The organism is Weissella muntiaci (genome assembly GCF_008107635.1).
Taxonomy (GTDB): domain Bacteria; phylum Bacillota; class Bacilli; order Lactobacillales; family Lactobacillaceae; genus Weissella; species Weissella muntiaci.
Map to the genome: position 1 here is coordinate 12,603 of NZ_SDGZ01000020.1, position 13,774 is coordinate 26,376.

Genomic DNA, 13,774 nt, shown 5'->3' on the forward strand with positions numbered 1-13,774 from the left:
ATATTCGATACTTTCAGTTTAGCATACTAACAAAAAGAAGCCCGCGACACAAGTTCATGTCACCAGCTCCCAATCAAAATATCACTCTATGCCAAAGCGCGCTCTGAATTTTTTGCCAATGATGCAGCTCCATATACACCTGCATCATTTCCCAATTCAGCTAATTTGACTTGTGTAACATCACGGGTTGTCTTGAAAGCAAATTCCTTAAAGTTCTTTTCAACACGTTCCAATAAGAACTTACCGGCGGCTGAGACACCGCCACCAATTACGATTGATGACGGATTTAAGATATTTGCAAGATTTGCTGAAGCCAATCCTAGGTAATAAGCGACCTTATCAACAACTTCATTTGCCAAATAATCATTTTCCTTAGCTAAATCAAAGACAATCTTTGATGTCACTTCTTCACCGTTGTTAATCATCGCCTTCAACTTTGAATTACCAACATAGGCCTCTGCAAAGTCTTGTGCCAAATGGACGACGCCGGTTGCTGAAGCATATTGTTCCAAGCAGCCATAGTTACCACAAGTACATAGGTAGCCATGTGGTTCAACAATCATATGCCCAACTTCACCTGCCGCACCATTAGTACCATGAACCAGCTTACCATCATTGATCAAACCACCACCAACTCCAGTTCCCAAGGTAATAAATGATACTTCGGGGTCATTGTTTCCAGCTCCCCGCCATTGTTCACCAAGTGCAGCAGCATTTGCATCATTGTCTAAAGTCAATGGTAGGCCAGTCGCAGTCTCGATATCTTTGCGAACTGTTTGCAAGTCCTTCCAGTTCAGGTTGAAAGCACCTTGAACGGTTCCGTTTTCGATATCAACGGTTCCCGGTGTTCCCATTCCAATTCCGATAATTCGATCGCGATCCAATTGATAAAGATCAAGATGATGATTAATCGATTCCACAATATCCGGTACGATATGCGCACCCTCTTCTAAGATGTTTGTCCGAATCGACCATTTTTGTTGAATATCGCCATCAGCCGTTAAAATTGCAAATTTAATGGTCGTCCCGCCTAAATCGACACCGATTAATTTATCCTTAACCATTTTTAATTCTCCTTCACTATCAATCAATATTAATTAACACTCTAAGTCACTATAAAATAATACCAGAAATAATTTCTGATTTAAAGCAATTTATGAAAACGATTTCAGAAATTAATTATTTCCGTTACGTCGCTCTTCCAGTTCATGCTCATGGGTCAAGACCAATTTGATTTGTCCGTATTCCTTAATATCTAACAAACCTGCTTTATACATGTTGTCAATTTCTAGTGCTGCCAATTCAATATCCCAAAGTCGTTTTCCAACATGAATGTAAATGTCGTAACGCTTTAGTAAATCTAGCACATCAATAAAAGTTCGCATAACCATGATTAACCCCCAGGATGATCAAGGCGACCACCATTCCAATCGTTACTATAATACTTAGACTACGGACGAGTTCAGGCATTTTAAAACGATTTGCCAAAACACGATGACTTATCAAGATTGGTGTAAAGACAATCCCACCAAGTACACCACCAATGTGTGCCCACAAATCAATATTGCTTGCAAACAAACTTGTCGCCATCGATAGAATTACCAGTACTCCAATCGTTCGAGCCTGATCACCCCAAAATCCCTGCCAACGAGCTAGTACACCAAGTACGATAAACGTTCCAAACAGTCCATAAATCGCTCCACTAGCACCAGCAGAGATTACATTCACGCTACCAAAGGCCATCCCAAACAGATTACCAATTACATCTGTTACTAAAAATAAACCTAAATAACGCCATGAACCGATTGCCTGTTCTAGTAACCGACCAATCCAATACAAAATTACAAGGTTAAAAGTAATGTGCATCCAAGTGATATGCAAGAACCCAGCTGTTATCAAACGCCACCATTCATTATCCAATAAAATTGATGGTGTAAAACTTGCCCCAAATTGGAACAACACATGCGTTGAGATCGTCAATCCACCAGCCACATAAACTTCCGCTAAATAAATAATTACCATCAGAATGATCAAGATTAAGTTTATCGGTTGGACTTTAAATTCAGCTTTTATGTTTTTCATCTAATCATTCCTCTTCATCCAGAATCAAAACTCGATCCATCTTGATATCAGTTGGCTCAATCGGCCATAGCGGTTTATTCCAGTAATTTGCCTCAATTGTTGTGGCAACTTTTATACCCGAAGCTTGCTGCAACCAACGATCATAATACCCGCCACCAAAACCGACTCGATCGCCAGTTTCCGAGTAAGCCAATCCTGGTACTAGTACCACATCAAACTGATCCGCTTGAATTAACTGTGTACCTTTAGGTTCTAACATACCAAATTTATGCCGTGTGTATTCTGTCCGCTCCGATATCTCGACAAACTCCATTTGTCGACGTGGTAAAACTCGTGGCAGTCCAACGTGTTTGTTTTGCAGCAAGGCCGTCTGAATCAATAGCGTGGTTTGCAATTCAAAATCCTGTGCTAATGATAAAGCAACGGTGTCAGCCGCCTCCCATTCAGGCAAACTAGTTATTTGTTGTACGAGCTTTTGCATTAATTGGGTGTGCTCGGCAAGCGTTAGTGCCTTTAAATTCGCACTCGCCACTTGTCGGATCTCATCTTTATTCATTAGATACTTCCTAACTATCTATCTCTGTACAATTCCCTAATTCTACCACAGTCATATGAACTGAACGTTTACTTTTATTAAATACAAAAAAATCTACCAAATTTAGATTAAACATCTAAACCCCGTAGATTTTTATATTTTTGACTTATGAATTCGCGGACGCGTTCAAGGTGTCTTTATCTTCAACATCCTCGAGCACTTTCTCCCAGATTTCATACGTCGAATTAATATTTGGATTACTTTCGTTACCAGACGGTACATCAGGGAAGACAACCGCAACGGCTACATTTGAATTTGGCACAAATGAAATTGCTGTATTAGCAGTCGTCGATACGCCATTTGTAAATGTTTCAGCTGTTCCAGTCTTCATACTTACGTTAACTGGCAAAGTCTTGATCTTTGATCCACCAGTCACGTACGGACTACTTCCGTGCGATACCAGATTCATCCCATTCCAAATCACGTTTCTTTCGGCTTCGGTCCAACCAACGGTTCCTAAAATCCGCGTTGGAATTTGTTCCAACGTAGCCTTGGCCCCATTAACACCTGGTTGTTGAATTGCTTCAACTAAATGCGGTTGAACTCGGTAACCACCATTAGCAATGGTTGCTACATATTGTGCTAGTTGAATTGTTGTAAATGTATCATATTGTCCAAACGATTCATCAAGTGCCAACCCGATATCGCTGGCCGAAGTTGAACCCTTAAGTCCAGAAATCTCTCCCGGTAGGTCAATCCCAGTCTTGACCCCCATTCCAAAACGGGCCAAGCCGTTTCGCATGGTACTAAAGATACTTGTATCCAGACCTGACAAACTCATTCCGGATGAATAGTTCAACCCACCCATCTTCAGCATCAATTGCATAACATATGAATTTGATGAAACTTCCAAAGCTTCTGAAGCAGTTAGCGAAGTGTTGTGACTTCCATCTGTATTAAACCACGACGACTTAGATGCAGTTCCAGCAATTTTGATTGGTTGATCCGTTAACGTGTTATTAGATGGTGTAATAACACCTTGCATTAGCCCCGTCGTAATCATTGCTGGCTTAACAACGGATCCCATAACCTGAGCCTTATTAACGTTTGCAGCATCATTGTCCGTCAAATCACCCGTTGAGTTATCGCGGTCAACTCCAACCATTGCATAAATGCCACCAGTTTTCGGATTAAGCACAACTGCATAACCACCGGTTGCTGACCCGCTCGGAATATTATTCTTGATAATCGTCCGCACATCGTCTTGAAGTTTACTATTCAAACTCAAAATCAAATTTGAACCAGCTTTACCACTGTAAACTGTCTTAGATGTCGTTTCACCCGTCTTTGGATCTGTCGTAATCTGAACACGTTTTTTGGTTCCCTTTAGTTGAGCTTCGTATTGCTTCTCAAGGAAAGAAACACCAACCATGTCATCGCGACTATAGCCCTGACTTAGTAACTGATTGATTGAATCATCAGGCACCTTACCTTCTGTTCCAATCAAACTCTTAATATCATCACCAGCTGGATACGCCCGCGTATAGTACATTCCAACGTTGATACCCGGCATTGTCGATTGTCGCTCACCAATTGCGGCAATCTCTTCGTCTGTGACATCCGCCGTTTTAATCTGAACTGTAGATAACGCATAAGCATTTGTCATCTTTTGGAAGATCATTGCATTATTAACTTGTTTATTTGAAAGCGGGAACTCGCTCTTATGATCAACGACATATTTTTTAGCTTGCTTAACAAAAGTATCCGTCGTTGGTGCATACTGAATACCAGCTTTTTTAGCGACAGCCTTAGCTCGTCCAGCATCTAAAATGTAGTAGCCCGCATAATTACTATCTGATAGCTGTGTGGTCTCAATACTTACGAACTTACCAACATTATTGGCTACCTTATACATTTGTGCATCTGTGACACTCTGTGGCTTAGTATACTGAATTGAGTGGGTACCTGTGTTCGAAACAAGTAACTTTCCAGAGCTATCTACAATCTCACCACGACGAACATTTTCCTCTTGAATACTCGTGGTGTTGCTTGAAACTGCTGCCTTATATGTCGAATAGTTAGCGATCTGCAATGTGTACGCCTTAAATGCCAGCGCCCCTAACATTACAACGACGACGCCCATTAGAATATTTAGTCGCGCAGGAATTCGTGATAATGAGGTCATCCCCCCACGTTTCTTCTGGCGCCGCTTTTCTGGTGATTTCATGGTTTTAACCTTTTTTCTTCCTAATTTTCAACGCTTTTAATTGTATCACAAATCATTTGTGCTTTAATAAGAGTATTAGTTTTCAAATAACGAGGAAAGTCAAACCTATGCATAAACGTTTAAATCCATTTTCATGGCGTCCCAGCACAAGAATTTTGTGGGTCAGCTTCTTACTCCCAACCCTGATTATGTTGGGCTACTTTGCTTATCGCAAAATGGCTCCCTTTGGATCGAGTTCAATCCTAACCGTTGATCTTGGACAACAGTACATCGATTTCTTTGCCAGCTACAAAAATGCTCTCACCGGTAATTTTAGCAGTATTTTCTTTAATTTTGCTAAAGGATTGGGTGGCGAAACTTTTGGTGACTGGGCATATTACTTAATGAGCCCAACAAACCTACTCCTACTGCCATTTTCAAACGCTTTGCTTCCCGTTGGAATCTTATTCCTAACCGTGATCAAATATGGCTTAGCCAGCTGGAGTATGGCTTTTGCACTAAAGCGTATGCGCTGGCAAAATAATTGGTCGCTAGTCTTCTTTGGCCTCATTTATAGCATGTCCGGTTGGTTTGTTGCCAATGAGCTAAATCTATTATGGCTTGATGCCGCTATTTTACTCCCATTTATCGTTGTTGGCTTGGAAAAATACTTGAATGAACAATCAAAGTGGCAGTACATTCTACCCTTAACAGCCATGTTAGTGATTAATTACTACATGGCCTACATGGTTGGGCTCTTCATGATCCTATATTTTATCTGGCACTTATCTTGGTTACCATTTGGTTGGCGTGAACGTTTACGTATGCTACGTAAATTCGTCTTCGGTTCCTTAGTTTCGATCGGACTGTCTGCTGTCATCTGGTTGCCGACTGCATATACGCTGCTCAATTCAAAAGGGCAATATATGCTTGAGAATCTAAATTGGAACTTCGAATATAACCCCGCCGATTTTATTGGTAAATTCTTCTTAGGTACCTTCAACTTTGATCAAATGCCCACAGGACTACCAAATATCTTTGTCGGTTCATTGGTCTTAATCGCAATTTGGTTCTTCTTCACTAGCAACCAAATTCGTTGGCAAACACGCCTTTGGGCGGGTATCATTACAGCCTTTCTTGTTATCTCAATGATGTACGCACCGCTTGATTTAGCTTGGCATGCCTTCCAATTTCCGGTCTGGTATCCTTATCGCTTCTCATTTGTATTTAGTTTCTGGCTAATCTGGATAGCCGGATCAATTTGGACACCAAATCTTAAATTTGATTGGTGGCAGCTCGGTTTGTTACTTGCTCTCGTCGCTGGCAGTTTTATTTATCTTTATACACGCCTAGGCAAGCTCAACTTCCTAACGCAGAGTCAATTAATTATCGGTATTAGCATTTTTGCTTTAATGTTGATCTTACACATTCTTGCAAGTAACAATAACTGGTGGCTCTGGGCAATTGGTATTTTAACAATCGGTGAAATGGTCACCTCAACGATCTGGACATTAAATCAATTTACTTACTTAACAAACGACGAGTACACCACATACATCCGCGCTTTGGAAAAGGCCACCAACACTTTTAAAAAATCAAACCGTGATTTTTACCGTGTTGCTCAGTCCTTCCAACGGACTAAAGGTGATCCACTTCAAGGAAACTACTATGGTGCTTCGACCTTCTCATCAGCGCTTGAACATCAGCAGAGTTCATTCATGGCAGCAATTGGCCAACCAGAGGGCGATAATTATGTTTCGTACAGTAATGGTACTTTGCTAACAGATGATTTGCTCGGAATGCGCTATTTAATGCAACCAACCGGCAATGCTTCTGAAGACAAGGGCACTCCCAGCAATATGGCGACTTTCCCACGCTGGGATACTAATGGCATCTATACAATCGATAACAGCACAGACGATGTCGTGATTAGCGAGAATGCGAATGCTTTACCACTCATTTTTGCCGCTAGTCCAAATGCCCTGAATTTGCATTTCAAGACAGATGACCCGCTGACAAATCAAAACCGACTCTGGGCAACCTTAACCGGCTATGATAACAATGATGTTTTCACTAGCAAGAATTTCGATAGTACTTCGGTTGATAACTTGAACTCGAGTGAAACAATTACTGGCGCTTACTTTAAGAAGCTAGATACAACTAAGCCAGCTAGCATATCACTGACCTACACGCCACAAAGCGACGATCCCTATTATCTGACACTTGGTGGTGAACTTTCGGCCGACGATGTCTCAATTACCGTCAATGGAACACCATTAGCTGCAATTCCTAGTCATCGACATACAATCATTTTGCCATTACCTGCAAATGTATCTGGCCAACCACAGGTGATCACGCTGACGCTCAACAAAAACGATGTGTGGCTTCAAAATGTCTCTCTTTATGCCAGCAATCAAGCTGCTATCACGGCTGGAGCACAACAGTTACAACAATCGGCAATCACCGATTTGAAGTTTAGTGACACCCAAATTAGCGGCAATATTGATCTACCAGCTAATCAAAATCTCTTAATGACAACAATTCCATATGCCGAAGGCTGGAAAATTGAAGTCGATGGTAAACAAGTTGATTCGACCAAAATCGGTGGCTTCTTCCTCGGAGCGACAATCACCCCTGGTCAACATCGAATTAAACTAACATTCACGCCACCCTATCTCAAATGGGGCTTGATTATCACCAGCGGAACAGTTTTGTTCACACTTGGATTACTTTGGACCGATACATTTGGCCGCCGTGGTCATAAAAAATCTTAAATCACGGGCATAGATATCTTTACACAATACGCTTAGCATGGTATTTTACTTTGTAAGCCTGTCAAAGTCTATTTCATAGATTTGACTGATAAATTGATATAAATAATGATAGGAGGCCGTCATGGCTGAAGATAAGACATTTCCAATGACGCTCGAAGGAAAGACAAAAATAGAAGCTGAGCTCAACAAACTCATCACTGAAACTCGAGCAGAAATCACTAATCGTATTCAAATCGCTCGTAGTTTTGGTGATTTGTCAGAAAATTCAGAATATCAATCTGCAAAGGATGAGCAAGCCTTCGTTGAAGGTCGCATTAACACCTTGCAAAATATGCTTGATAACGCAGTAATGATCGATTCATCAGAAATTGCTGCTGACGAAGTTGCCATGGGTAAAGTCGTTACCTTCCAAGAACTACCTGATGAAGAGCCCGAGACATATGAAATTGTCGGTGCTGTCGAAGCAGATCCACTTGCAGGTAAGATTTCAAACGAGTCACCAATTGCTCAATCATTGATTGGAAAAAGCGTTGGCGACGCAGTTACAGTAAACTTGCCTAACAACGGTTCAATTGAAGTTAAGATTCTTTCTGTAAAGAACGCCTAACAAAGATATTGAACATCCTAAAAGCCCTGAAAGTTAATTGATCTTTCAGGGCTTTTTATTATATCAGTCAAAAAGAGGTTAGTCCGAGTCAAACTCGGACTAACCTCTTTTTGAACATTTATTTACTTTGAACTTGAACTAGCTGAGCCAACTGCATCATTATCTGCCTGCACGTTATCAGTATTCTTCAATTGTTCATCATAAGTCTTTGAATAATAGATTTCTCCGGTCTTCAAATTTGCAACGAAGAACAAATAACCCTTGTCTTGGTCTTGTGGGTTCAGAACCGCCTTAACAGAACTAACGGTTGGACTGTCAAACGGCCCAGGTCCATACCCAGCATTCGCATATAAGTTATATGGTGAGTCAACCTTAACATCTTTATTCGACAAATTAGCCTTATCGGTATTCAAAGCGTACTTCACTGCCACGTCAGATGCCAATGGCATATTAACCTTAATCCGATTCAAGAAGACCCCGGCAATGATATTCCGGTTTTCCTGACTAACGCCTTCACGTTCAATCAATGAAGCCAATGTCATGACCTGCTGAACATTCATGCCTGACTGCTTAATTTGATCAAAGTAAGGACTAAATTGTGTATAGTCATTTGCAACCATTTGATTAATGATCTCGCGCACATTTGTTGCGTCTTTGACATCATAAGTCGCTGGATATAAATATCCTTCCAACTTATAGCGTACATCAGTTGCATTAATTGCATCATCCAGTAAACCAGGATAAGCATCCTTCAATCGTCCTAGAAAGGCACTATCATTCAATGCCGCCAAGAACTCCTTTTTACTGAACTTTGTTTTATTAGCAACCTCTGTGGCAATTGCATCAGCATTCTCACCTTCGCGAACAGTCACTGTTCCCTCACCGTTCAATGGATATGATGAGCCACCTTGCGTCAACTTACTAGTTAACTCTTTAATCGTCATCGATGGACTTAACAAGTAATAGCCGGCCTTCAATTCCGCTACATTCTTCGTATCAACATAATGAACAAAGGCTTTATCTGAACGAATAACACCTTTATCCTTTAGTTCAGTCGCAATCACTTGTGCGCTTGAACCACTTTTAACTTCAATTTGTTTTTTTGTGGTTGCCTTAGGATTCAAAGCCGAATAATCTGTCACCTGTGCATGATGGTACACTCCAAAGCCAATTCCACCAATTAATAACACTAGGACAATTCCAGCAATTATCGTTAACCGACCAAAACCCTTTTTCTGTGGTTGCCCTTGTGGCATTATACCGCCTCGGCTCCCGCGTGAATCAAATTCTGTCATTATTTTTCTCCCAAATAAAAATCCGCATTACCGAAAGTATACCAGCTCACCAACGATAATGTGAATTTTTACTTGCTAAATTAAGAACTTTTTATTAAAAGCCACTTTCTTAACGGATTTCCGCATCAAAGGCTTGCTTCAACTGCTTAGTAATTCGATCGACAGCAGCATTCACTTCATCGTCAACCAAGGTTGCTGCTGGATTCACAAAATGCAAAGTATATGCTAATGACTTTTTATCGTCAGCAACATTTGCTCCTGTGTAAAGGTCGAACAAAACTACGTCATGTAGATAATTTCCACCAGCCGCCTCGATTTTAGCAATTAATTCGGCCGCCGTAATATCTTGGTCAACTAGAATTGCCAAATCACGTGTAATCGCTGGGTAACGCGAGATTGCCTCATACTTAGCAGAACGCTTCTTAATTGCCATAATTGCATCAAGATCTAGCTCAAAGGCATAAGTTTCACCGACCTTATATGCTTTCGCGGTCTTAGGGTGAACCTGCCCCATAATCCCAATTACTCGTTGACCAACTCGTAGCTCAGCTGTTCGTCCTGGGTGCATTTCTGGATATGCCGCACTCGCTTCAAAGCTCACCCGATCAGCTAGTGCAAAATTATCTAATAGCGCCATGACGATCCCTTTGAGCACAAAGAAGTCACTAACTTGGGCCGGTTGTGTCCAAGTCCGCTCAGTCCATTCACCAGTAATCACACCTGCCAAATGCTCAATCTCACTTGGCAACGTAGCTTCATCATCCGAGACAAATACACGCCCTTGCTCATAAAGCGCCACATTTTTTTGCTTGCGAGCAACATTATAGGCCACATCATCTAGTAACCCAGTCAATAAGCTACTCCGAGTTTGTGAACGATCTTGACTCATTGGATAATCTAGGACAATTGGACTTCCTTGGTGTAATTTGAAATCCTGGGCTTTTTGAGGCGTCGTCAAAACATAAGAAATCGCTTGATCCAAGCCTAAACCTTCTAATGCTCGGCGGCTAGCACGGATCAACATCTGCTTGGCGGTCAAAATTCCTGGCGTTGTCGCACCAGTTGGCAAAGTTGCCGGCAATTTATCATAACCATATAGTCGCGCAACTTCTTCAATCAGATCGGCTGGCAAGCTAATGTCCCAACGTCGTGACGGAATTGTCACGATGAATTCAGCATCATTTACAGTATAAGTGAACTGCAATTGGTCAAAAATCTTTGCAATCGCTTCTTGAGTAATTTCAGTACCAAGCACTTTGTTAACTTGTGCGACAGTCACTGATACCACTGGCGCTTGATATGCATAATCTTGTGCAACCACACGTCCTTTGGTGACGCTTCCACCAGCTAACGTTGCGATGAGAGCCGCTGCATGGTCCAACGCAACAAATGTTGCCTCAACGTCAACACCACGTTCAAAACGTTGTGAAGCCTCTGAATGTAAGTTTTGCTTTTGGGCAGTCTTACGAATAGCAGTCGCTTCAAACACGGCCCCTTCTAAGACAATATTAGTCGTCTGACCAGTTACCTCGGTAGATTCACCACCCATCACACCGGCAAACATCAATCCTTGATCACCCGCTGCAATAATGATATCCTCTGGTGCCGCCTCGCGCTCAACACCATCAAGCGTTTTAATCTGCTCATGTGCTTGTGCCCGTCGCACATTCAAATCACGCGTTGGTAGTTGATCTAAGTCAAAGGCATGCAATGGCTGCCCATACATCAATAACATATAATTTGTCACGTCGACAACATTATTGATTGGTCGAACGCCCATGTTCCAAAGCCGACGTTGCAACCATAGTGGTGAGTCTTGAATTGTTACATTTTCAACTACGCGAACGGCATACTTACTAGCTAATTCAGCTGGCGCAGTTGCTGTAATCAAACTAGCGGTCTCTTTATCAGATTCCACCAATTCAAAATCAGGTAACGTTACTTTTTGATCAAGAATTGCAGCGACTTCCCACGCTGTACCATTCATTGAAAGCATGTCAGCTCGATTCGGCGTAATTCCAGTTTCCAAAATATGGTCGTTCAAACCTAATGCTGCTAGTGCATCTGCACCTGCTACCAAGTCTGCTGCATCCACATCGTTGAAAACCCAAATACCGTCCTCAAAATCCTTTGGCGCAACCTTGTCATCAAAGCCAAGTTCCTGTAACGCCGCCAACATACCATTTGACGCAACCCCACGTAACTTACCTTTTTTAATTTTCTGACCACCACCAATGACTGAGCCATGCTTGGCAAGAATCACTGTTTGTCCGACCGCAACATTTGGTGCACCGGTCACGATTTGAACTGGCTCAGCTTCTCCAGCATCAATTTGGGTTATGACCATATGATCGGAATCGGGATGCTCTTCCACAGACAAAACCTTAGCAATCACCACATTTTTCATATTACCTTGTGGTTGACTCTGACCCTCGATTTCAACGGCCGTTCGTGAGATTTTCTCTGCCAATTCATTGACTGGCAAATCTAAATCAACATAATCACTTAACCAGTTTATTGAAACTTTCATAATGCGCTTTATCCTCTCTGCTTAAATTGTTCTAAGAAACGGACATCGTTTAGATAGAAGTTACGAATATCTTCAACGCCGTACTTCAACATTGCGAAACGATCTGGTCCAAGGCCAAAGGCAAAACCACCATAAACCGTTGAATCAATTCCAGCCATTTCCAAAACGTTCGGGTGAACCATTCCAGCACCCAAAACCTCAATCCATTCAATATCTTCGGGCTTGGTATCAGCTGTCACTGCACCCCAAGATACATCAACCTCAACTGAAGGCTCCGTAAAAGGAAAATAAGATGGACGTAGGCGAATATCGTGATCCGCACCAAAGAGCTTGTGTGCAACTGCTAACAACGTCCCCTTCAAATCCCCCATTGTAATCTGCTTGTCAATTACTAAACCTTCAACTTGGTGGAATTGGTGCGAATGAGTTGCATCATCAGTATCACGCCGATAAACACGTCCAGGAGAGATCATCTTCAAAGGTCCCTTTGTAAAGTCATGATCAACCATTGCACGAGCTTGCATTGGTGATGTCTGCGTTCGCATTAGAATCTCTGGTGTAATGTAGAAAGTATCCTGCATATCACGAGCTGGATGGTCCTTTGGTAAGTTCATCATCTCAAAATTATATTGATCAGTTTCAACTTCTGGTCCTTCCAAAACCTGATATCCCATTCCCATGAATTGATCCTCAAGATCAGTGATAATCTGTTGTAGCACGTGTGCTTGACCCTGCTTAATTGCTTTTCCAGGTAATGTCACATCAAGCTTTTCAGCTTGCAATTGAGCCTCAAGTGCAGCAGTCTCAAGTTGCGTTTGTTGCTCGGTGATTGCTAGCGTCAGACTGTCGCGGACATCATTTGCGACCGCGCCAATCACTGGACGTTCTTCGGGTGTTAGATTTTTCATCCCCCGCAACACTTCAGTTAGTGGTCCCTTCTTACCTAACCAAGTAATTCTGACCTGATTAAGTACCTTCAAATCAGTAGTTGCTTTGATTTCACTTAACGCTTTACTTTGTAAAGCTTGTAACTCATCAGCTAAACTCATTTTATTTCTCCTTTTTCAAATAAAAAAAGTCCCTTCGGTAATTGCTCACCAAAGGGACGTCTTATAAACGTGGTACCACCCAAATTTGACAGTCATCAAGAGACTATCCTTAGGAGCCCGTTAACGGGGGCGAATCGGGATCGCCTTATCAGCCATCCAACTCCTGACTGAAATTCGGTTTGTAGTCTTCCGCGGCTCACATCGTTCCCACGGTTGCTGAAAAGATCATCAAACTTACTAGGTCATTCATCGTATAATACGTCCATTTTACGCAAAATTAATTGATCTGTCGAGCGCTTAAATAAAAAGTAGTGCTAATAAAGCTAACAAGGCAGGTAGCCCTTGCACAAGCATGATACGCTTGTTAACTGTCACACCACCATAAATCGCCACAATTACAACATAAGCCATTAACATGGCAAGGAAATAAACGCCGTTGCCTTGTGGGAACAAAAATAACACTAAGATGATCAATAAGCCCAGTGCGCCATTATAAATCCCTTGATTTCCCAGCAACTTGCGTACCTCAGTCACCTTTAAGACCTCCGGAGCTAGTCCAAATACAGTTGCTTGGCGTTCTGCCGGCATAAACATCTCTAAGACCATGATATATAAGGCCTCAAGTGCTACCAATCCTGCTAAAATTAATCCAATCATTCCCCAACACCCACTTATAATATATTTTTATAAGTCTAG

General features: G+C 41.8%; 11 protein-coding genes and 1 other annotated feature. Of the genes, 2 read left to right on the top strand and 9 right to left on the bottom strand.

Features of this window, described 5'->3' with window-relative positions:
• Nucleotides 1–86 precede the first annotated feature (86 nt).
• From ESZ50_RS08530 to ESZ50_RS08550, 5 genes are all read right to left on the bottom strand, one after another.
• Nucleotides 87–1,064 (bottom strand): ROK family glucokinase, encoded by a 978-nt coding sequence (locus ESZ50_RS08530; RefSeq protein ID WP_148623146.1) that lies wholly within the window; start codon nt 1,062–1,064, stop codon nt 87–89.
• A gap of 111 nt (nt 1,065–1,175) precedes the next feature.
• On the bottom strand, nt 1,176–1,385 hold the full coding sequence (locus ESZ50_RS08535; RefSeq protein WP_148623231.1) for a YqgQ family protein: 210 nt from the start codon (nt 1,383–1,385) through the stop codon (nt 1,176–1,178).
• The gene (locus ESZ50_RS08540) at nt 1,369–2,082 is read right to left on the bottom strand and encodes a rhomboid family intramembrane serine protease (protein WP_148623147.1); all 714 of its coding nucleotides are present in this window, start codon (nt 2,080–2,082) and stop codon (nt 1,369–1,371) included. Before ESZ50_RS08540 ends, ESZ50_RS08535 begins: the two co-directional genes overlap by 17 nt.
• A gap of 4 nt (nt 2,083–2,086) precedes the next feature.
• Nucleotides 2,087–2,638, bottom strand: a complete 552-nt coding sequence (locus ESZ50_RS08545) for a 5-formyltetrahydrofolate cyclo-ligase (protein WP_148623148.1) — start codon at nt 2,636–2,638, stop codon at nt 2,087–2,089.
• Between the two features lie 145 nt (nt 2,639–2,783).
• Nucleotides 2,784–4,844, bottom strand: a complete 2,061-nt coding sequence (locus ESZ50_RS08550; RefSeq protein ID WP_148623149.1) for a peptidoglycan D,D-transpeptidase FtsI family protein — start codon at nt 4,842–4,844, stop codon at nt 2,784–2,786.
• A 107-nt stretch (nt 4,845–4,951) separates the two neighbouring features.
• On the opposite strand from ESZ50_RS08550, the gene ESZ50_RS08555 reads away from it, so the two are divergent.
• Together ESZ50_RS08555 and greA are read left to right on the top strand one after the other, a co-directional pair.
• Nucleotides 4,952–7,597: a YfhO family protein gene (locus ESZ50_RS08555; protein WP_148623150.1), complete on the top strand. Its 2,646-nt coding sequence runs from the start codon at nt 4,952–4,954 to the stop codon at nt 7,595–7,597.
• Nucleotides 7,598–7,718: 121 nt separating this feature from the next.
• The gene (greA, locus tag ESZ50_RS08560; protein WP_148623151.1) at nt 7,719–8,204 is read left to right on the top strand and encodes a transcription elongation factor GreA; all 486 of its coding nucleotides are present in this window, start codon (nt 7,719–7,721) and stop codon (nt 8,202–8,204) included.
• Between the two features lie 122 nt (nt 8,205–8,326).
• On the opposite strand, the gene mltG is transcribed toward greA, so the two are convergent.
• The 4 genes from mltG to ESZ50_RS08580 form a co-directional block, all read right to left on the bottom strand.
• Entirely contained in the window at nt 8,327–9,499 is a 1,173-nt protein-coding gene (gene mltG / locus ESZ50_RS08565) for an endolytic transglycosylase MltG (protein ID WP_246111535.1), read from the bottom strand.
• A gap of 109 nt (nt 9,500–9,608) precedes the next feature.
• Nucleotides 9,609–12,029, bottom strand: coding sequence for a phenylalanine--tRNA ligase subunit beta (gene pheT, locus ESZ50_RS08570; protein WP_148623152.1), 2,421 nt, complete (start codon nt 12,027–12,029; stop codon nt 9,609–9,611).
• An 8-nt stretch (nt 12,030–12,037) separates the two neighbouring features.
• Nucleotides 12,038–13,078 carry a phenylalanine--tRNA ligase subunit alpha gene (gene pheS / locus ESZ50_RS08575; protein ID WP_148623153.1) on the bottom strand — a complete coding sequence of 347 codons (1,041 nt, stop codon included), beginning with the start codon at nt 13,076–13,078 and terminating at the stop codon, nt 12,038–12,040.
• A 49-nt stretch (nt 13,079–13,127) separates the two neighbouring features.
• Nucleotides 13,128–13,337: a binding site (T-box leader), on the bottom strand.
• A gap of 38 nt (nt 13,338–13,375) precedes the next feature.
• Complete coding sequence (locus ESZ50_RS08580; RefSeq protein WP_148623154.1) at nt 13,376–13,735, bottom strand: DUF1304 domain-containing protein; 360 nt, start codon at nt 13,733–13,735, stop codon at nt 13,376–13,378.
• Between the last annotated feature and the right edge of the window lie 39 nt (nt 13,736–13,774).